Here is a 21,468-nt window from a genome sequence, read left to right as displayed (position 1 = left end):
GTGTCATTCAGTTATTGTTGGCCATTGCCGCCTTGCGCGATATTCAAGCCCATTTCCAAGAAGGTGTGGTAACGCTGTTCGGCGTGCTCTCCGTTGGGTAATACAGCAGAAAGATTAATGCATCCTGCAACGGCTTGAGCGTATAAATAAGGAGGAGGTGGAACCACTGGGTCGCTGGCAGCGGTCATACTACCTCCACTCCAAAATGCGGCTTGGGCCGTCCATCCGGCCCCGGTTTGTAGACCGGAGATTTTGGCCATCTCTTCAGCAAAGCGGCGACTGGTTTCATCAGGGGTATGTACCCAAGCTTTTGCTGCGCGGATTGCACCTAATTCTTCTTCAGTCCAATCATGCCGTGACGCAGCGCAGTTGCTGGCCCACCAAACGGCCTCTCGCACTGGCAGGCCGTGGGCGAGAAAGGTTATTGCATCGGCAAACAGGCTTTGCTCTATTGCAGCCTGAATCAGTTGATAGGGGGTGTGTGCCTCTGACAACAGTGCCAACAATGCTGGGTTAGCTTCATATAAATTGAGAATCGCTTGCGCGCTTTCATGGGGGACTTTCAATAATTTCATTAGTTTACCTTGGCAATCGCCCCTTGAATTTGCACCATAGCGCCAGCCTTTACCTGAGTCATCGCACTGCCTTCAACAGTAACTAACGCTCCTTTAATATCTGTCTTTCCCTGACCTTCGATACTGACCATCGCAGCTTTCATTTCGGCTTTGGCTTTACCATTGATGCTAATTTGCGGTGCGTCCAACTTAATTCCACTAGCGCTGATTTCAATTTTGCTTGCCCCAACGCTTAGCTCAATCTTGCTCTTTCCGCTGATAGCGATGCTTTGCCCATCCACTTTGACGGTTGAACTCGCGTCTAGGTTAATGTTCGCTGATGATTTCACTGCCACGTCTTTATCCGCAGAGGCGGTGAATTTGCCTTTGCTGCTGGTTTGCAGATCTTTTTCGCTATTGATGATGAAATTTTCTTTGGTGGACAACTCAACCCCTTTCTCCGCAGAGGAGAGCATCTTGCCTTTGATCGTGGTGGTGTGATCGTTGTTCACTTCCAGCAACAGATCTTTTTCAGCATGGAGAAACACTTGCTCTTTGTCCTTTTGATCCTCAAAGCGCAACTCGTTACCTTGCTGACTGCTCCCTTTTGGTGTCGTGCGGGTTTTGATGCCGCTTTGCGTCGCAGCGGAGTATGGCGCTTGATTACTCTTGTTGTAAATGGAACCAACCACTACCGGACGATCGGGGTTGCCATCAATGTATTGCACTAACACTTCATCCCCAATCCTTGGGATAAACTGGATGCCAAATCCTTTGCTCGCCATCCCTTGCGAAACGGGCAGCCAGCAGGAGCTATTTTCATCGTTTTTGCCGTTTTGATCCCAATGAAATTGCACCTTGATGCGCCCCAGTTTGTCTTTGTATATTTCTTCGCCTTTAGGGCCTGTGACGCTGGCACTGTGGATGCTCTGCACCACAGGTTTGGCAATCCGAGAAGGACGAAAAGTCACGGCAGTCGGCAAACAAGTAAACTGATTTTGATAGTGTGTTTGACGACCCGATTCACCGGTCTCAATCCAGTGAGTGATTTGTGTGACGACGTATTCTTGGTTGGATTCGGCAACAGGATGTTTAGCCAATTTGAACTTCATGCCGCACGCTAGCTCCGCCAGTGTTGATGCCGAGCGAGAGGCCGTCTTTTGTGCATCTAAGGCTTCCATTTGAGACTTAGCCAGATTGCGCAAGGCACTTTTATCTTCGACACCCTGACCAAACAGATACTGCTGCAAACTCGAAGGGCCATTCGCCTGGATACTTTTGCGTTCGCCGCTTTCGAAAACTTGCGCGAGCTCTTGGCTGTGTTCTGCGAGAGAAAGTTTGTTGCTACCAAGACGATGCAGTTGAGTCCACTGTGTGACGACTCTTTCTGTATCCTGTGAACCATCTTTGAAATAGAGCGTGGATTTTTTCGCACAGGTAAAACTTTGATTGGAATCAGCGATGATAACCACTGGCTTGGAGCCGGTATGATCAAGGCGATAGTGCCAGCCCTCACTAGATAATAAACGCTGAATAAAACGCAGGTCGGTTTCATCCATTTGCGTGCAGTACTCATGTTGACGGCCATTCCCGCTGACAGAGAACTTGAAGTAGCTCTTAAACTCGGCCTCACCGAGCACTTTTTCAATGATCTGTTTGCTGCTCATTTTTTGAAAAATCTGCCGATTATAACGAAAAGCAAGAATGGCTAATGGATCTTGAGTTTCTACCTGATAAAAGTAGAGGCCTTTTTCTTGACTGAACTCGATAAGTTCGATACCGACAACTAAGCCTTGAAAAGTTCTTTTTTTTCCTTGTTGCTCAAACGTGGCACAAGCCACTTTCCCCAGAATTGTTTCCTGAAGCGCCTTGTCCGAGGCGATGGCGATCGTTAAGGTGCATCCACCCGAAAGGGTTTCTTCACCGTGCAGTTTTGTCGCGATGTAAGGCCCTTTCCCATCGAGTTTGATCGTCAAAGGGCGCTGGGCTACGAGAAATTGAGTATTTGCCATTGGCTCAGTATTCCTAAGTTATTTAGTGGCAAAGCACAGCACATTATGGGTTCGTCGTCGATTCAAGGAAAAAGAGAGACGAATTTGTGCATGTTTTATTTTGCAAAATCGGGAGGGGATAGGGTTATAATCTATGGCGACTTCGATTCGATTTCAATCAAAATTTAAAATATAAATATATTATCGACCTAGAAGAAATGCTTATAAATAGTTCTTTGTTTCTATTTAGAGTAAATATACTAAATTATCTTTTGTCTAAATTAAGGACATAGGGTTATTCGATTAATTCTGACAAGAACATGAAAAGCTAGTATTAACTATTGCTTATTTAGATTAAGTTGTTAAATGGCTTGCTTATGTATATAAGCAATATTTTTCAAAGTCTTATGTATGAATGACACTTGTTTTATGTGAAATATAGACCAAATAGCATGTGGACGGATGACCTAATTACCCCTTGTATATGGCGCATAAGCGTACTTTTATTGCCTTCTGTTCGTTATATACTTCATTTGTCTTAAATAAAAAAATCAAATGCAATCGTTGGCTTAAGATGGTTGCTAATGTGTTAACAAGATTTTTCGCTCTAGCATAACAATACTGAAGTTGGTTGCTTTTAATTAAGTCATTGATATTTGGTTGTAAATTGAAGGCTGAAAAAGTGTGTTAACTGTACCGGAAGACTTGCCTTAGGACGAATCGGCTTAATTCGTTTTTCCTAATGATTTTATATGTATAGCAAAAATAATTTCAAAAAAGTGAAATAATAAAACAACTTTCACGGTCTCTTAAACAGAACAGTCAGTGTGTGTTTTTTATGGGAAATGATTTTTTAAAATTCATTTCTCTATTGATAAATAGCAAATGGTTAGTTTTGAATCTTAAAAGTAGTTGATTTTCTGCGCTAGGTTGCAGTTCAATTTACTTACTCTTTCGTAATTTTAAATCAGTGAGTTTGTACTTAAATCATACTCATTTTAGGTTCTATTGTGCCTGGAAAAAGGTCTGAACTCCTTTAAGTCTATTGCTTTAAGGGGCGTGGTGTTGCGTCAATTTACACTCATTAAGGAATTCTGAATATGCAATTCAAGGTATTTAAACGCCGTGTTAAAGATGGTTTTTTTGGTAAAACGACCAACACAGCACTCGATGTCCAGTTACAAGAAATGGCGGATGCTCGTTTTGGCGCAACTTATATTTTAGCCAAAACTGAAATAAAACATGTTCCCCATTTTTCGACCGATTTATTCGGCAATTTTATTGTGGGTGCAGAACCTCTGGAAGATGCCAAAAACTTAGCCAAAGCGGCACTTGAGAAAACCAATGCGGGTAAAAAAATCGTTGGTGCGATCTCGGTGATTGGTGAAGCGACCGATACGGTGATCAGAAAGATCAAAGCGATGATCTCGGAGTTTTTCCAAAACCTGCTGCAGAAAGTGAGATGTGTCTACGGTGAGATCGTTTTTGCTTCAAAGTGGGTGACGGAGTATGCCACGTGGATGGTTGCAGAGTTTGCCGGCAACATTTCTGAATGCATTCCTGGCTGGGGTTATGTGCAAAACGCAGCAGATATCTATTCCGGCGTGAAGCAGGCCATTTTCAAAGGCAAAGATTTTGCCACTCAACTTTATGCCGGCCGAGGTGTCGAGCTACTTGGCGGCCACCCATCTGTTATCGCTAATGCACTCGCTCGCCACTCTCTGGCTGGTGTAGCTGGCGGGTTAAAAACCGCGGCGGTTGGTGTGACCAAAACGGGTCTTGAGATCGCTGGTGATGCGTTTGCTGGTGTGGGCACGCTCGTCAGTGCACTAACGGGCATGTTTGATCGCGTGATTACCGTGGTGGACTGGTTGGTGCAAATATCGCTGATGGATTCGGTGTTAGCTAAAGCCAAGCAAGAGTGGGACAACCGTGGTTCTAAGACGGCGATGGTGAACAACCACCAAGCTTTCTCAGAATGGTTCCAGAGTGCGGTGATCCATACCCCAGTGATTGCAGCTTTAGTGATGGGTTCAGGTTTTGTTGCTCACCCGTATAAGTTTTTGCAACTGATCACACCAAATAACCAGATCAAGTCTCAATCGGATTTTGAGAAAGGTATCCGCTATATCGAGAAGCTTAAAGATCTATCTGTTTCTTATGTCCAAGAATACATCGATGCATATAGCGTTGATTTTACAAGTGAAGATGGCTTTGTTTCGGCGCGATTGGCTGAGTTGAAAACGGGTCAGGGCATTTTGCATGGCGAAGAAATAGCGGTGGTAGTAACGCAACCACTGCCGAAGTTACAGCCTCGTGCTGCGACGATTTAATCGCGAACTGAGATAAAGAAATGTTGTTTTCTCACGACGATCAGACGGTGCTGCTTCAGCCCATCTCGCCAGAGTTGTTTTGTGGCCAATATTTAAAAGGGGACAAAGCGGCCTTTCGACCGCTGCGTAATGCCTTCAATGTAGCACAAACCTCACTGCGCAAACTCAGCCAGAATCCAGACGGAAATGAGTTGGAAGCACTGCAAGATGAAAACCTTGAAAACTGGCGTGTACTGGCCGAGCAGCTTATGCACGTGTTCAAAACATCCAGTCGAGACATTGAGCTGATTGGCTGGTTTTTGGCGGCGCAGTTGCAGCTTGACCCTTCGGCGAGCAGTTTTTCTCTCACTTTAGAGTGGCTGGCGCAGCTGCTTGAAGATCATTGGGATGAGATCAATCCATGCTTGCCCGCCGATAAGCTGAAGTCGGAAAGTGAGCAAGGAAAAAAAGCTGAGCAGGCGGAAGCCAAAAGCAAAGCGTTTTTTCAATGGCTTGGTGATAGCGAAGAGAGCAGTTTGCTGTACGCCCCTGTCTTGGCGCTACCCATTGTCTCGGGCATTACCTTCTTTCAGTACCAGAGCGCAGAACGCAAAGGGGAAGTGGGAGCGCTAAAACAACAAGCGACAGCGGTGGTTTCCCATGAACGTAGTGATATCCAACGCAAGCTCGATAACTTGAATAGCGCAATGATCGCGTTAGAGAAAATGGCTGCGTTGGCGAATACGCGTTCGCAAGCATTGGGGGTTGTGGCACCAAACTTTAACTTTGTGAAATCGCTATTACACAAGCTGGACAATGCCATTTTGCATTTGACCGGCCTTAAACACAGCTCTGTGGCACAAAGTGCCGTGAGTAGTAACGCAACGGCGCAAGCGACGAGCAACGAGCCAGTCAGCGAAGTGTCTCAGCCCGTGACCCAAAGCGCGGACACGTTGTTATTTACTTCGGGGCATTTGCAAGTGTCGGCCAGCAATAATTTTTCGCAAACCGCGCAGATGAACAGTCTTAACCGTGATTTGGCGTTTCATCAGCTGCGGGAAATTTCTGACTATTTTCGTCAGAGCGAACCGCACAGCCCGATCTCCTTTTTGTTAGAAAAAGCCATTCGGTGGGGCTATCTCTCTTTGCCTGAATTGCTGCAAGAAATGATGTCTGGGGCGGAGAGTGGTTCGCTGGATAAGATTTTTCATGTCGCTGGCCTCGATCATAGCGACCAAGTATTGCTGCCGGATGTGACTCAACATGCTGTCGGCATTCAACAACCTTCGATTACGCCGGTTTCAGCTACTGAACCACAGATGAAACCAGCCGAAGTCAAGGCCGCAGAAGCGTCGCCTTCTGCGGCTCCTCTAAACCAAAAAACTGAGAAAGAGAAACCCGCCGGCTCCACTGCGCTGCGCTGGTAAGTATTTCTCTCGTAAAGATAAGTAAGGAATTTTATGGCAAGTATTTATATGCGTATTGATGGCGTTGACGTGAAAGGTGGCGCAACGGTTGAAGGTCTTGATGGCACAGGTTGGTTTGCCGTTAACTCTTACAGCTGGGGTGGCGTGCGTAATGTCGCGATGGATATCGGTAATGGCAACAACGCAGATTCCGGCATGGTTGCGATGAGTGAAGTGAACATCACTAAGCAAACCGATGGTGCATCGGAAGATTTGCTTTCTTACCTGTTTAACCCAGGCAAAGAAGGCAAAACGGTGGAAATCGCTTTCACTAAGCCAGAGTCGGATGGTTCAGGTGCCAAACTGTACTTCCAAGTGAAGCTTTCTAACGCACGTCTTGTTTCTTACAACGTAAGCGGTACAGACGGCTCACAACCTTATGAAAGCATTTCATTCTCTTACGTAGAAATTTCACAGAAACACAATTACGAACTGATTGGTGGTGAAGTGAAAGAGGGTGGCATTGTGACCTACAACCTACCTCAAGGTAAGTTGCTGTCTGGCGCGAAGTAAGCGAACAACCTAGGGGTTTTACGTGAGTAAAACCCCGCAAGCCACACTCTTCATCTCGAACTAGGACCTAGCAATGGCATTGAATTCACAACACAAGCGCGTTAGCAAAAACCGCGTCAGCATCACTTACGATGTGGAAACGAACGGCGCCGTAGAAACCAAAGAGCTGCCCTTTGTGGTGGGCGTTATCGGTGACTTTTCCGGACATAAACCTGAGTCTGAAAAAGTGGATTTGGAAGAGCGCGAATTCACCGGCATCGATAAAGATAACTTTGACACTGTGATGGGGCAAATTCACCCTCGTCTTTCTTACAAAGTGGATAACAAACTGGCCGCTGATGATAGCCAATTTGAAGTCAACCTGAGCTTTCGCTCAATGAAAGACTTCCATCCTGAAAACTTGGTTGAGCAAATTGATCCACTGAAACAGTTAGTGGAAACGCGCAATCAACTGAAAGTTTTGCTGAGCAAAGCGGATCGCTCTCGTGATTTGGAGCGATTGCTCAAAGAAGTACTGCAAAGTGCAGATGCCATTCAAGGCTTAGCGCAAGAGCTGGGTGTTCAAGCGGAAGGAGCGGAATAATGTCGACAGAGCAACAACAAGCCGCTCAAACCGCACAGGCGGTTGAGGCATCGGCGAGTATTTTAGATCGCGCCATCAGTGCGACCACACAAACGCCAGCGGATACCACCAAAGAGCTGTTGAGCATTCTGACGTCACAAGCACTGCAAGGTACGGTGACGTGGGATAAGAACCTCACACTGACGATCGAGAAAGCGATCGGCGCGATTGATCGTAAAATCTCTGAACAGCTGTCTGATGTAATGAAAGAAGGTGACTTCCAGAAACTGGAAGGCACATGGCTTGGCCTACAAAAGCTGGTTAAAAACAGCGAGCTTGGCCCACAGCTTAAAATCAAACTGGCTGATTACACCAAAGATGAACTGCTTGAGCAGTTTGAAGATGCCCCGGCGATTGATCGCAGCCGCTTCTTTACCATGGTGTATCAAGAAGAGTTTGGTACCGCCGGTGGTCAGCCTTACGGCGCACTGATCGGCGACTACGAGTTTGGTTATGGCGACGAAGATGTCGCACTTTTGCGTTACATGGGTGAAGTTGCCTCGGCTTCTCACGCGCCGTTTATTGCCGCGGCCAACGCCAGCATGTTTGACTTCAATTCGTTTGCCACTTTTGCAGATGGTAAACCTGTAGCGGCAGGCTTTGACTCGCCAGCATACGCTAGTTGGAATGCATTTCGCGCCAGTGATGACTCGCGTTATGTCGCGCTGACTCTACCCAAAACCATGGCACGTCAACCTTACGGCTCTGCGACCGTACCAGTGAAATCTTTTGAGTTTGAAGAACTGAAAACGCGTGCTGATGGTTCTCAAGTCGTTGAGTCTGATAAAGATTTTGTTTGGAGTAATGCCGCGTATGATTACGGTCTGCTACTGACTCAAGCGTTCACCCAATTTGGCTGGTGCACCGCAATCCGTGGTACTGAAAACGGTGGTAAGGTGGAAAATCTGCCTAACTTTACCTACCACTCAAACGCTGGTGACCTGATCCAACAGTGCCCGACCGAAGTCAACTTGACTGACGAACGTGAGAAAGAGCTGAGCGATCTTGGTTTCTTACCTTTGGTGCACTACAAAAATACCAACTACGCGGTATTTATGGGCGCACAAACCGCGCACAAGCCTAAAACCTATACCGACCCAGATGCGACAGCAAACGCGGCGATCTCAGCGCGTTTACCTTACACCATGGCCAGCAGTCGTATTGCCCAGTACCTGAAAGTCATGGGGCGAGATCGTATTGGCTCAAACCTCGATCCAAACGATGTAGAGAAAGATCTCAATACGTGGATCCATCAGTACGTTAACCCAAATGCCATCGGTAATGAAGCCAAAGCGCGCTATCCACTGGTGGAAGCTAAAGTGAGCGTAGAAGAGCAAGCCGGCCGTCCGGGAGCTTACTCAGCAGTTGCTTACCTGCGCCCTTGGTTGCAGATGGAAGAGTTAACCACCTCGCTACGTATGGTAGCGAACATCCCCGGTTAATTGTTGTTCGGGGAGTGAGCTCCCCGAACCGTTTTGAATTGGACAGACCATGATCAACCTTGTTTCCTCACACATTCCCCATGTCGCGCCACTTTGGCTGGAGATGGAAGAACTGGCTCGTTTGCAGCAGGTTGTTCAATTCAAAGCGGTGCTCAGTCGATTGATCGGTGCATTGGACCGTTGCATCAGTGAGCAATTGTCGCAAGTTATCCAAGCGCCGTCGTTTAAACAACTGGAAAGCAGTTGGATGGGATTGCAGAGTTTGACACAACTGCCAGTGTCTCAGCGACGAGTCAAAGTGAAAGTGCTTGATCTTAGTTGGAATCAGGTGTCTAGCGATCTCAACCTCTCTTTTGATATTAAGCAGACGGCGTTGTTTAAAAAACTCTATGCCAATGAACTCGATACCGCGGGCGGCACACCTTTTGGCCTTGTGGTCGTCGACCACAAAGTTCATCCCGATTACGCCGAAGAGTGTGATTATGACGATCTTTACACTCTGCAACTGCTCTCGGAGCTGGCGGAAAGAGCGATGTGTCCGGTGGTGCTTGGGGTGGATGAGTTCTTTTTTGGTGACGATCCCAACCGCCAGTTGCACGACGCCGCGCGCATCGATCGCATTTTAGACAGCCATGACTATCGCTCTTGGACGCTACTTCGGCAAAAAGAGTCGGCGCGCTTTTTACACTTGGCGTTGCCGGAATATCACCTGCGAGCGGCTTATCAAAACCATGCGGCCGGATTTATTTTTGATGAGGCTAACCAAAGCGCACATGCCTTATGGGGTAATGCGGCCTACTTATTAGCGAGCAACGTGATTCGCGAGTTTGACCGTATCAGTTGGTTTGGCTTTTTGCGCTCTTACAACGAATTTGGTAGCCATGGCGCGATAGTCGAGAGCTCGGTGGGCAAGCCGACACTGGCCAAAGTTGACATTTTTAGTGAAGAAGATGGCTTTTGGGCGGAACACGGCTTTATCGCCTTGAGCAGTTTGTATCTCACTCAGCAAAAAGGTTTTTTCAGCAATCAATCGGTTTGGCGTGCGCCCAATGAGGCCGCGCGAGTGCTGGGCATGTTGCAAACCAATTTGATGGCGTGTCGCTTTGGTCATTACATCAAAGCGCAAATCCGCGATCAGGTCGGGCGATATGATAGTGCTGCGGATTGTAAACGTAGCCTTGAGCGCTGGTTGCAAAAATACATCAGTGAAGTGGATTACGGTGAAGATTCCGTGATGGCGCGTTACCCGCTCAAAGCGTGTGAAGTGACGCTATTGGAAGATCCGCAAGACAACACGCGTTACCAATGCCAGATCATGCTGCAACCACAGTATCAATACGAAATTATGGACGCTCAAGTGGTGCTCAGTACATCACTTTCCCGCCAAGATGTGGGAGAGAAAGCATGAGCTTGATGGCAAAACTGACCCAAAGCTGGCAAGGCGATAGCGACGCCATGCGCGATGCCATTATCGACAATATCTGTGGCTTGATTTCCAGCCGTGCTCCCCTGTGGCATGAGTACACCGAGAGCGAAACGTTGCGTAAAACCATCGCGCATTTAGGGGTACGCAATGTGACGCGTTCACAGAGCAAAGCCAACAGTGATGTGATTTTAGCCGACATCAGCGAACTGATTCGCGCGTATGAGCCAAGGTTGAGCCAAGTTTCCGTTGAGCTCAATGAGCGCTCGCTGCGCTTAAATCATCTGCAATTTCGCATTTCAGCCATGATGCATTCGGACGTGGGAGAAGAGTCTGTGGTGTTTGATTCATTTTTGGATCTGAGTTCCAACAAGCTTGATGTGAGGAAATCTACTCTTGTCTGATTCATTGCTTGCCTATTTTGAACAAGAACTGCGCTTTATTCGAGAGGAAGCAGCGCAGTTTTCGGCGCGTCATCCCGGTGCAGCAAGCGCGCTCGGCATCAGTAAGGAGAGTGTCGACGATCCTCAAGTCGCCCGCTTGATTGAAAGCGTCGCGTTACTTAATGGCCGCTTGCAACAGCGGTTGGATGAATCGTTTCCTGAATTGACGGAGAGCTTGATCCGTTTGTTGTTTCCACACTACTTGCGACCGATCCCTTCATATACATTGCTCGATCTGGTGTGTGATTCCAGTGCCAATGCGACGCACCAGATCCCAGCGGGCACTGAGTTTGATCTCAAAGATAAAGCGAGCGACGGCGGGATCTTTCGCAGTACAGAAGCGATCACCCTTTATCCTTTGCAACTGAGTGCGGTCAATGTGGCATTTGCTCCGTTTGAACTGACGAAGCCCCGCGGTGCTGAGCAAGCTAAAGCGCTGGTGGAAATTCATATTCAGGCAATCGATCCAAGCCTTTCGATCGCTGATCTCGCAATCGATTCGCTCAAACTGCATCTCAAAGGTGACACCAATTTTGCCTTACGTTTGTACGACATCCTGTCGCAAAGTGCGGTGCAGGTGTGCATCAGTGCCCAAGGAGAAACTTGGCCTCTGGGACGTGATGCGTTGTCGCCGGTCGGTTTTGACGTGGATGAAACCATTTTGCCGTATCAGGCGGCCAGTTTTGGTGGTTTTAAACTGCTGACTGAATTTTTCATGTTTGCAGAACGTTTCAACGCGTTTCGTCTCGATTTGCACCACGCCCTGTCGCAGGTAAAAGGATCTCAGTTTAAGTTGCAGATCTTTTTGGACGAACTGAGCGTCGATCTGGCACGCAGTCTATCCAAACAGAACTTTGCCCTGTTTTGCACGCCGTTGGTCAATTTACATCAAACCATGGCCGATCCTCTGGTGGTCGACTTTTTCAAAAAGCACTATCCGATCATGCTCGATGCCGGACAAAACCGAGATCTTGAACTCTTTTCGGTTGATCAAGTGATGGATGTGACCGAGGGCAAGGCTGTAGTGGTTCCGCAAATCTATGGCGAGAAATACGCGGGAAGTGAAAGTGGTCTGCGTTGGCAACTGATTCAACAATTGCACGAAAACGGCGCCTTGGAAAGTGCGCTCAAAGTTGCCGATCTTAACCATCTCAGCAGTCTGAGTGAGGCGCGCACATGGTCACTCCAGGCAACAGTGACCAACGGCAGTAAAGTGGCGCAGTTGACGGTTGCAAGCCAGATCCAGTGTCGCGAGTCCATCACCATCCCTGCACGAATGCAACTTTTACGTCGACCGTCACTGCCAGTGCGCAGCAAAGATGCCAATAAAAATGTCTGGGCGCTTTTAAGCCACCTGCACTTTAACTATCACAGTATTTTGGGAACAGAAGATCCGACGGCCACGTTAAAGAATGTCTTTCATCTGTATAACCACAACCAAAGTTCGCACAACAGTGCTTACATCGAATCAGTGATGGACATAGAGCAGGAGCAGGTGGTTGCCCCGATCCGAGTTTCTGGCAAAGGCTGCTTTGCCTACGGTACGCGTATTACCGTGACGCTGGATAGCGCGCACATCAACGGTGGCGTCTCGCTATTTAGCCATTTTCTGGATCGCTTTTTCGCCTACTTTGCAGGCTTTAATAGTTTTACTCAGGTGGCGATCAAACTTGAAGGACAAGAAGGGATCTTAGTGCAGTTTCCAAGGAGATCGGGTTGCAAGAGCTTACTGTAAACCGCCTCCTGTCGGGACAAAGTGACGCCGAACTAGCGCAAACCTGGCAGTTGCTCAAGCATCAGGCGCAGCAAAGCCAAGTGCGTCCTAAGGTGCGCTTTAGCAGTGAAATGTTGCCGGCGCACTATGCCGCGCAAGTGACGCAAGTGTACCGTAGCCCACGCTCTGGCTGGGTGGTGAAAACCGGTTTGCCTGCTCTGTCTGGCAATCAAGGGACGTTGCCGCGCGCGATGTATCGTCAGGCTTTAAGTGCACAATTCAACTTGGGGGATGATGCTCCCGTTGACTTTTTTGACACTTTTAACAACCGCTACTTCCGCCTCTATTGCCAAGTGGAGCAAAAACACAGCTTGGTTGCGCAAATGGAAGAGGAGCGTTTTAGCTGGAATCGTCATCAAGCGTCAATCACGGCGATGCTCGCCAATTTATACGGCTCGGCACCGCAGGTGAGCGCAATGGCGAAGAGCCACCTGATTCAGTACACCGGCGTGATAGGACTGAAGCTCACCTGCCCGCATGCGCTGCGCGAGATACTGCAAGATTACTTTGCTGCACGCTTCGAGATTGAACATTCGGGGCTTGAGTACCAGCCTCTCACGCCGTGCTCGCTGACGCATCTTGGTCAAAGCGGACAAAACCAACGCTTAGGGATGGGGGCGTTGATCGGCAAAAGTACTGCCATGGTTGGTCAGAAACTCAACATCAAAATCTGCCCGAGTAACTATCGCCACTATTTGGCTATTCGTCATGACCAAGGTCTGGTGCGGGCGATCGACCATTTAGTACGGGCCTACATGGGGGTGAACATTAAATACAAACTGCATATGAAGGTTAGCAGTCAGTATTTGCCTCGAGTGAAACTCTCAGCACAGGCCAGTTCTGGGTTGAGAATTGGCCAGTCTGCTTGGATGGAAAGCCACCGCGGCGTTGAACAATATGTAGAGTTGCCCCTGTCGGCGAATTAGGAATTTTATGATTAGTATCGAATTGCAAAGTTTGGTGAAACGCTTAACACCAGAACTGAAATCTACCCTAGAAGCTGCGGCTGGAGAGTGCTTGACGCGTGGGCATTTCTCCATTGAACGTGAACATTGGTCTGTGCAGTTAATGCAGGCTCCTAATATGGGATGGGCGCGTGCCGTTAAGCACAGTGGCGCACAAGTGGATAGATTGATGGCGCGACTCAATGACACGCTCTGCACCTTTGCTCGCGGCAACGATCAATCGCCTTCACTGTCTCCTGAATTGATTGAATGGCTCAAAGATGCCTGGATGGTAGCTTCATTGAATCATACCCAATTGGCGATCAATGAGTTTCACCTGTTGCTGGTGCTCAAACAACGTATTGAGCAAGGAGCCTATAGCGGTGCGCTCAGTGTGTGGATAAGCGAGCTCTCCTCTGAGTGGTTAAAAACGCAAGCGCAGTTGACTCAAACGCCCGTTTCTCAAACCCATCGCGTGTCAGAGCAGTCGCTTATACAAGGTGATGGCAATACACCTGCGTTGGATAAATATTCACGTAACTTAACGGCCGCGGCACGGAATGGCGAATTGGATCCGATTTCTGGCCGCAGCAGCGAGATCCGCAAATCTATCGATATTTTGTGTCGCCGTCGGCAAAACAGCCCCATTTTGGTGGGGGATCCTGGCGTGGGGAAAACCGCCATTGTTGAAGGATTAGCGCAGCAAATCGTGGCAGGTAATGTGCCGCCTTCGCTGGCGAATGTTGAGCTGCGCAGCCTTGATCTTTCGCTGCTGCAAGCCGGTGCGAGTATCAAGGGTGAGTTTGAAAACCGCTTAAAAGACATCATCACTGAGATCAAACAGTCCGCGACGCCGATCATCATGTTTATCGATGAGGCACATACCTTGATTGGCGCAGGAGGTGCAGCCGGACAAAACGATGCGGCGAACATTTTAAAACCCGCGTTGGCCCGAGGGGAGTTTCGCTCGCTGGCCGCCACCACGTGGGCGGAATACAAGCAGTATTTTGAAACCGATGCCGCGCTCACCCGCCGTTTTCAAGTGGTGGCCGTTGGCGAGCCAAGCGAAGAAGATGCGGTGCAGATGCTGCGCGGAGTCAAGCTCAGCTTAGAAAAACATCACAAAGTGAAAGTGATGCAAGAAGCCATCGATGCGGCGGTTAGCCTTTCAGTGCGTTACCTCCCTGAACGTAAGCTGCCCGATAAAGCGATCAGTCTGCTGGATACCGCCTGTTCGCGCATTGGTTTGAGCCAAAGTGCGACGCCACACCAGCTTGATGCATTAGCAGAGCAGATCCGCTATCGCCAAAATGAGATCGATATTTTGTCTCATGAAGCGGCGTTGTGGTCGCTGGATGACGCGCGTTTAGAGACGGCCAAGGCAGATTTGTTGGCCCTGCAAGCAGAACATCAGGCGCTGGTGCAGCGCTGGCAAGAAGAGAAACAGTGCGTGAGCGAGATTTTACATCTGCAAACGGAGCTAGATGCATGCTACGCCAGAGGTGAAGATTTGCATCAGCATGTTCTCAAGCCGCAACTCCAAGAGAAAATGGCTCAGTTGTGTGCACTGCAAGGTGAGCAACCTCTGGTGCTGCCGCAAGTGACTCAGCAAACCATTGCCGAAGTGATTGCTCTTTGGACCGGGATTCCGGTCGGCAACATGCTTAAGCAAGAGGTGGATCGTCTCATGCATTTGGAAGCGCACATTGGCCAGCGAGTGATTGGTCAGGTCACGCCGATTGCAGAGATTGCACAGGCCATTCGACTGTCACGGGCAGGGCTGACCGATCCGCGCAAACCGATTGGGGTATTTTTAATGTGTGGGCCAAGTGGGGTGGGTAAAACGGAAACCGCTTTGGCGCTGACCGATCTGCTGTATGGCGGCGAACAGAACATCACCACCATCAACATGACTGAATTTAAAGAAGAGCACAAAGTCTCGATGCTGCTCGGCTCGCCTGCCGGTTACGTTGGCTACGGTAAAGGGGGCGTGCTGACCGAAGCGGTACGCAAAAATCCGTACTCGGTATTGCTATTGGATGAAATGGAAAAAGCGCATCCGGGCGTGCATGACATCTTTTATCAGATCTTTGATAAAGGCAGCATCTCAGACAGCGAAGGGCGTGAGATCGATTTCAGAAACACCATCATCATCATGACCTCGAATGCCGCAGACAGCGCGGTGGTTAATGCGTGTGTCGATGTACGCCCAGCGGTGGCTGAGTTGACTCAACGTATCTTCCCCGACCTACAGCGCTTTTTTAAGCCCGCTTTCTTAGGGCGGACGACGATCGTGCCGTATTACCCGCTCAATGATGAGGAGATGACGCAGATTGCTCGTCTGTCGCTCAAGCGCATCGAGCAGCGTGTTCGCCAGCACTACGGTGCCAGCTTGAGTTATCAGGAGGAGGTGATTAGTGCCTTGATCGCGAGAAACCAGTCGCCAGAAACTGGCGCTCGCGCTATCGAACAGATCATCAACCGCCAACTGATGCCGGAGCTTGCCAATCAGTGCATTGCCAGAATGAGTGCAGGGTTACCTATCCGCACCATTTCGATTGAATACCAAGAAGGGCAGTTTGTTGCCCAGATCGCCGAATAACTGAGGACCAACCGTGGGCTGTCTGCCCACGCTCACCATAACAATAAACCCTGGCTAGGGATGATAAGACATTTTTGTTGCCAGCGCCGCTCGTTTGGGCGGTGACTTTGTGCAACGCGATTTAGGTAAGTAGGACATGAACGAGATGATTTTTTCGCCAGCACAACTGGATTGGATACGCCGCAATTTGAAAGTGGCGGTGATTTATGGGGGAGATAAAACGCAACGTGATAGCTATATTTTTGCCAACTTGAGTCCGCGTTCAACCAAAACGTACGCCAACGTGGCGCATGACATTGCCGACGCACTGCGTGAATCCGGCTTTGTTTCGGTGAGCGTACTGGCAGAGGACATTCATCTGGCGAGTCAGCTCAAAGCATTGCAAATCGATCTGGCCATCACCAACAGTGGTGGCTTACAAGGATTTGATGCGATGTGCCATCTGCCGTCTACTTTGGAAATGTTGGGTGTGCCTTACGTAGGACACTCACCGATGGTGGCGGGCATTTTGGACAACAAGCATCTGTTCAAGCATGAAATTGCGGCGGCAGGCATTCCGACTGCGCCGTTTTTAACCATTGGCATTGACGAAGATTTCTTTGAGGAAAACAACCAAAAAGCACTGGATGCCATCAGTGCGCAGTTTCCGCAAGGCTATATTGTCAAACCCGTTTCTGGCCGCGCATCAATTCATGTCTATCCGGTGTTTGATCGCCAAACCTTACCGGATGTCGTCGCCAAAGTGCAGCAAGTGACCAACAACACGGTATTGATTGAACCGTATCTTTCGGGGAGAGAGTTTGTAGTCGCGGTCGCTGGTGATTGTGTTTTCAAGCAGGGTGAGCTGACGCGCACAGGATCACCACTGGCGTTTTCCATCACCGAACGCGTGTTGGGCGAGGATGAGGCGATCTTCACCTCAATGGACGTGAAACCAATCACCCAAGATCGCTTAGTGGCGGTTAATGATCCTGAACTGCGTACTCAACTGGCCGATATCGGGCAGAAAATCTATCGCTTAATGGGACTGCAGACCTTAGTTCGCGTCGACTTACGTATGGACAGCTTAGGCCAGTTGTTCGTGTTGGAAACCAATCCCAAACCCGATCTAAAGCGTCCGGAAGGGGATAAAGTGAGCTTGGTTTGTCATGATCTGCAACGTGAGAACATGAGCTACACCGACCTCATCCAGTCGTTGGTATTTAACCGCTTGCTGTTCTTAAAAAGCAGAAGACCAGCGCTGGTGGCCCACTGCTTAGGTGAGCCGTTTGATCAAATGGCTCAAGCTTAGGAGCCGCGCTTGGATAAGGTAAAGCAACATAGTCGCTTGATGTTGGGGGCACTGCTCGTGGTGCTCTCTTTAATGCTGATTTTTGTCGTGGGTTATGCGCAGGCTTTGAAAAGCTATCAGCAACAGACGCGAGATGCGGTGATGGCGCAAACTGAGGCGGCGCGTATTGGTATTGAGCAGGTGCTGAGTTCTGGCGTGCCACTGCATGACATCGCTGGCCTTGAGAAAGTCTTGTCACCGATTGTGAACTCCGACCCTTCGGTGGTGGATATTCGTCTTCTCTCTGGTGAGCAAGAGCTTTATCGCTATACGTCCGCGCAGCTTGAAGGCGGGCGAATTTCCATTCCACTCAACAACAAATTCGCGCAAGTTGGGCGCTTGGATGTGCTGCTGAGCGACGAGCAAGTCGCGCAGACGATCAGTGACAGCTTTCGTCCGATGCTCTGGCTTATTGTGGTGTTTTTGCTGGTGTTTGTCTTTGGTGTGCTCAATAGCCAAGAGCCGAAAATCTATTTCACCACCTTTGGCGTGGTATTTTTGGCCATGGCGGTGAGTGTGATGTTGCTGGTGGGAACGCTCTACAAACAGGGGTTGGAAAGCAAAGCGACTTCGATGGCAAATATTGTCTCACAGCGTTTGGCGCCCGTGCTGCGTTTGGGGATTGATGCTTCACAGGTTTCAGGCATGGGTGACATGCTCGAAAGTTTTAAGCGCTCGAACGAAGATATAGCCTCGATTACGGTGTTGAAAGATGGTGCGCTGATCGCACAGACTCGCGCAGAGCAAAGCATGATGTCGATGGCAAATTTGGCTCGATACCCAGTGGTAGATAAACAGGGCAATGCCGTTACGATGACCTTTCATCCGAAGATCTTACTTCGTCAACTGCTGCAAATCCTCAAAAGTTTCGCCATTTTGTTTGCGGGCTGTGCCTTCATTTGTTTTGCCTTTATCCGCCTGTTCAGTGCCAGTCAAGAACAGAGCCAAGCTGAGCAAGTACTTGACCGCATTAAGCCCTTATTGCTGGTGACGGTGCTGATGGAGTCTTTAATGGCGCCGGTACTTCCACAATATCTGACTGAGGTAGCGCTCGCCAATGGTGGCACGCAAGCATGGTCTTCGTACTTCTTTACGCTCTATTTTGTTGGCTTTGCGGGTAGCCTGCTGCCTGCTTCACGTCTGGTGGAGGTATTTGACATTCGCCGAGTACTCGCGGCCGGCATTCTCTTGTCTAGTGGTGGTTGCTTGTTGCTGGCTTACGACTCGCATCTGCTCAGTGTATTGCTAGCGCGCTTGCTCTCTGGTGTCGGACAAGCTGCGATTTTTATTGCCGTGCAAGGTTACATTCTGCGCTTTAGTAGCCAAGCGAACAAAACGCAGGCCGCAGGCATCATCGTGTTTTGTTTCAATGCTGGGTTTATTTCTGGAGCTGCGATTGGTGCGTTGCTGGTGGAGAGCATCGGTGTGCACGGTATTTTTGCTTTGTCGGCGGGCATCGGGGCGTTGATGTTCTTCTTTAGCTTACTGCTGCCGAGTATGAAGATGGCCCACCAAGCCAATGGCAGCTTGAAAGACAATGTTCAAGCGATGCTGCGAGATTCTCTACAACTGCTCAAAGTGCCTTCATTTGTCCGTACGATGTTGCTGGTCGGTATTCCTACCAAAATGATGCTCACCGGCGTGGTGAGTTTTGCCGTGCCGATCCTTCTGAGTAAAAACGGTATTGATAAAGAGAGTATCGGTCAGGTGTTGATGGCTTACGCTTTAGCGGTGTTGGTGGTCAGCCGCAAAGTCGCGCCTTGGATTGATCAATCTGGTGCCAGCAAGTGGGCATTAACGGTGGGCAATGGGATTGCTGCGGCTGCGCTTTGCGTGCTTGGTTTCGCATTTTCGCTGTCAGAACCCGTATGGGTTGTCGCGATCGCGACATTGTCGATGCTGATCATGGGGATCTCTCATGGATTCATTAACGCTCCGGTCGTCAGTCATGTTGTCAACAGCCGTGCAGGCACACAAGCCAATACTGTGGCATCAACCTACCGCTTTTTGGAGCGTCTTGGCCATGTGATGGGAGCGATTGTCGTAGGGGGGCTATTGACTCATCAGGGCGATCAGCAGGCATTTTATCTGCTGGCCGGCTTTTTTGCGTTGGCGGCGTTGTGGTTACTGTTGTTTGATCGTCATCCGGTGCGGGAGGTGACACGATGAAGCCTTTTTCGCGCGCCATCCTTCTTACGTTTTGTACTCTGCTTAGTGCACTTTCCTGTAGCGGATTTGCCTCAGAACAAAATGAGTCGTGGCCAAGTTGGTTGGGGCAGACACTACTGCAATCGACCGATCAGGCATGGAAACGACACACTAATGCCGAGTATATCGACTTCATACCTCGCAGCGAATACCCCAAAGTGTGGGTGCTGGTGTCACGTCGTTCTAGTGCCTATGACACGGCGCTGAACACTTTATTGGCGGTTTATAAGCAAGAGCTAAGTAACGCGACCTTTCGCGTTTTCTTACTGCCAGAAAGTGACGAAAAACTGAAACTTTGGCTGCAACAGGCAGAGAAAAGTGCCGATTTGATCTACACCCTTGGCTCGACTGCGATGGTACAAGTGCACAAGCTGTATGCAGGCGGAAAGCTACCCGTGGTGACGGTGAATGCCAAAGATCCGGTGCTCTTGGGGTTGACCAGTAGCTATCAATCCAGCGGCAATAACTTCGCTTTCACGTCGCTCAATTTGCCTGCCGATGTCACATTGAGTTTTCTATTGCGCTTTAAACCAGAGATGAAACAACTGGGCATTTTGTACGCCAAGAGTAACACCAGTGCTTACTTAACCCAGTTTTTGCCACTCAAAGAAGAAGCGGAGAAAAACGGTATACAAGTGGTGGCTTTTGAGGTGGATGAAAACAGCGAGCAAGGCAAATTAGCCACAGTGCTGACACAGCAACTGCAAGTGATGAACGGCGAGGACCCACAGTTAGACCAATCTGTTCTCTGGCTGACGGGCAGTTCAAGTTTGCTCGACCGCGTAGCAGAGATCAACGCGCAGGCCGACAAATTGCCGTTGTTAACGGTGGTGCCAGAAGTGGTCAATGGTCGCCAAGACAGTGCCCTGATGTCGGTTGGGGTCAGTTTTGTCAATAACGCCAACCAAGCGGCCTTTTATGGCATTCAGATCTTACGGGGAAACATTGAGCCTAGTGCCTTGCCTGTTGGCGTACTATCCCCGCCGGACATATCCATCAGTTTTCAACAAGCGGCGCGTGTGAAGGCGCAAATCCCATTTTCGCTTATCGAAATGGCGAGCGATATTTATGCCGAAAATGGTGAGCGCATCCGCGCCGACGGAATGAGTATGGAGAGTGAAGCACCATGAGCCGTAAACCTTATATGGCAAAAAAACGACTCGTATTGTCGTGTGCACTGTTGGCGTCACCCGCTCTGGCAGACAATCGGCCCGAACGCTTGTTACTTGCCACCCAAGAGTGGTTTCCCTACCAGTATCAAGAGAATGGGGAGATGAAAGGCAGTGGTATCGAGCAGATGAAGTGCATTATGCGTGTCATGCAGCAGCCTTACCAGATCACCATGACCAGTTGGGACAGAGCGCAATTACTCACCGAAGTGGGGTCGCAGCACGGCTTCTTTTTGGCGTCAGGCAATGCCAAACGGGATGAGTACGCGGTCTATTCGGAGTCGATTGCCAAGCAGAACTGGAGCTGGTTTTCCCTTTCCGATGCCACCGATGTCAACAGCGTGATGTTCAAAGCGCAAGTGGAAGTGGTGGCGCTGTTTGGTTCCAATAAATGGTTCTGGCTGCAAAAAAATGGCTATCGCGTCAGCATGAAACCGCGTACCCCCAAAGCCATGTTGGAACTTTTGCTGCAAGGTCAGGTAGGTGCCATCTTGGGCAACGACGAAGTGATTGAGGAAACCATTAAACAGATGGGCATCAGCTATCGCGCCATTTCGCAAACCCGTGCGCAATCTCAGCCATTGGGCGTCTATTTTTCCAAATCGTTTACCGCGAAATACCCTCAGTTTCTCGCTGAGTTCAATCTCGCCTCCCAACAGTGTAAGAGTGAGTAAT

16 protein-coding genes are annotated in these 21,468 nt (G+C 49.2%); 14 read left to right on the top strand and 2 right to left on the bottom strand.

Annotated features, from left to right (window positions below):
• Nucleotides 1-11: 11 nt before the first annotated feature.
• Nucleotides 12-575, bottom strand: coding sequence for a DUF6931 family protein (locus EWA64_RS06130; protein WP_061893064.1), 564 nt, complete (start codon nt 573-575; stop codon nt 12-14).
• Nucleotides 575-2,566, bottom strand: a complete 1,992-nt coding sequence (locus EWA64_RS06125; RefSeq protein WP_061893063.1) for a type VI secretion system Vgr family protein — start codon at nt 2,564-2,566, stop codon at nt 575-577. The genes EWA64_RS06130 and EWA64_RS06125 overlap by 1 nt, the downstream gene beginning before the upstream one ends.
• Before the next feature lie 1,079 nt (nt 2,567-3,645).
• Between EWA64_RS06125 and EWA64_RS06120 the strand changes: the two genes are divergently transcribed.
• The 14 genes from EWA64_RS06120 (at nt 3,646) to EWA64_RS06055 (ending at nt 21,467) form a co-directional block, all read left to right on the top strand.
• A complete protein-coding gene (locus EWA64_RS06120) occupies nt 3,646-4,878 on the top strand; it encodes a hypothetical protein (RefSeq protein WP_061893062.1) in 1,233 nt (410 codons plus the stop codon).
• Nucleotides 4,879-4,898: 20 nt separating this feature from the next.
• Nucleotides 4,899-6,284, top strand: a complete 1,386-nt coding sequence (locus EWA64_RS06115; RefSeq protein ID WP_061893061.1) for a type VI secretion system protein TssA — start codon at nt 4,899-4,901, stop codon at nt 6,282-6,284.
• Nucleotides 6,285-6,317: 33 nt separating this feature from the next.
• The gene (locus EWA64_RS06110) at nt 6,318-6,836 is read left to right on the top strand and encodes an Hcp family type VI secretion system effector (RefSeq protein WP_047110056.1); all 519 of its coding nucleotides are present in this window, start codon (nt 6,318-6,320) and stop codon (nt 6,834-6,836) included.
• Between the two features lie 73 nt (nt 6,837-6,909).
• Complete coding sequence (tssB, locus tag EWA64_RS06105; protein WP_061893060.1) at nt 6,910-7,419, top strand: type VI secretion system contractile sheath small subunit; 510 nt, start codon at nt 6,910-6,912, stop codon at nt 7,417-7,419.
• A complete protein-coding gene (gene tssC / locus EWA64_RS06100) occupies nt 7,419-8,900 on the top strand; it encodes a type VI secretion system contractile sheath large subunit (protein ID WP_061893059.1) in 1,482 nt (493 codons plus the stop codon). Before tssB ends, tssC begins: the two co-directional genes overlap by 1 nt.
• 49 nt (nt 8,901-8,949) lie before the next feature.
• Entirely contained in the window at nt 8,950-10,308 is a 1,359-nt protein-coding gene (locus EWA64_RS06095; protein WP_061893058.1) for a type VI secretion system contractile sheath domain-containing protein, read from the top strand.
• Complete coding sequence (gene tssE / locus EWA64_RS06090; protein WP_061893057.1) at nt 10,305-10,727, top strand: type VI secretion system baseplate subunit TssE; 423 nt, start codon at nt 10,305-10,307, stop codon at nt 10,725-10,727. Before EWA64_RS06095 ends, tssE begins: the two co-directional genes overlap by 4 nt.
• The gene (gene tssF, locus EWA64_RS06085; protein WP_061893056.1) at nt 10,720-12,501 is read left to right on the top strand and encodes a type VI secretion system baseplate subunit TssF; all 1,782 of its coding nucleotides are present in this window, start codon (nt 10,720-10,722) and stop codon (nt 12,499-12,501) included. The genes tssE and tssF overlap by 8 nt, the downstream gene beginning before the upstream one ends.
• Complete coding sequence (locus EWA64_RS06080) at nt 12,483-13,466, top strand: type VI secretion system baseplate subunit TssG (RefSeq protein WP_061893055.1); 984 nt, start codon at nt 12,483-12,485, stop codon at nt 13,464-13,466. The genes tssF and EWA64_RS06080 overlap by 19 nt, the downstream gene beginning before the upstream one ends.
• A 7-nt stretch (nt 13,467-13,473) precedes the next feature.
• Complete coding sequence (tssH, locus tag EWA64_RS06075) at nt 13,474-16,086, top strand: type VI secretion system ATPase TssH (protein WP_061893054.1); 2,613 nt, start codon at nt 13,474-13,476, stop codon at nt 16,084-16,086.
• Nucleotides 16,087-16,222: 136 nt separating this feature from the next.
• Nucleotides 16,223-17,377: a D-alanine--D-alanine ligase family protein gene (locus EWA64_RS06070; RefSeq protein ID WP_061893053.1), complete on the top strand. Its 1,155-nt coding sequence runs from the start codon at nt 16,223-16,225 to the stop codon at nt 17,375-17,377.
• Nucleotides 17,378-17,386: 9 nt separating this feature from the next.
• A complete protein-coding gene (locus EWA64_RS06065) occupies nt 17,387-19,585 on the top strand; it encodes an MFS transporter (RefSeq protein ID WP_061893052.1) in 2,199 nt (732 codons plus the stop codon).
• The gene (locus tag EWA64_RS06060; RefSeq protein WP_082796574.1) at nt 19,582-20,754 is read left to right on the top strand and encodes an ABC transporter substrate binding protein; all 1,173 of its coding nucleotides are present in this window, start codon (nt 19,582-19,584) and stop codon (nt 20,752-20,754) included. The genes EWA64_RS06065 and EWA64_RS06060 overlap by 4 nt, the downstream gene beginning before the upstream one ends.
• A gap of 14 nt (nt 20,755-20,768) precedes the next feature.
• Nucleotides 20,769-21,467 carry a substrate-binding periplasmic protein gene (locus EWA64_RS06055; protein ID WP_139045590.1) on the top strand — a complete coding sequence of 233 codons (699 nt, stop codon included), beginning with the start codon at nt 20,769-20,771 and terminating at the stop codon, nt 21,465-21,467.
• Nucleotide 21,468 lies beyond the last annotated feature (1 nt).

This window comes from Vibrio cidicii, from assembly GCF_009665415.1.
Classification (GTDB): domain Bacteria; phylum Pseudomonadota; class Gammaproteobacteria; order Enterobacterales; family Vibrionaceae; genus Vibrio; species Vibrio cidicii.
The sequence above is the reverse complement of the archived record's forward strand: the minus strand, read 5'-3'. Positions and strand labels throughout refer to the sequence as shown.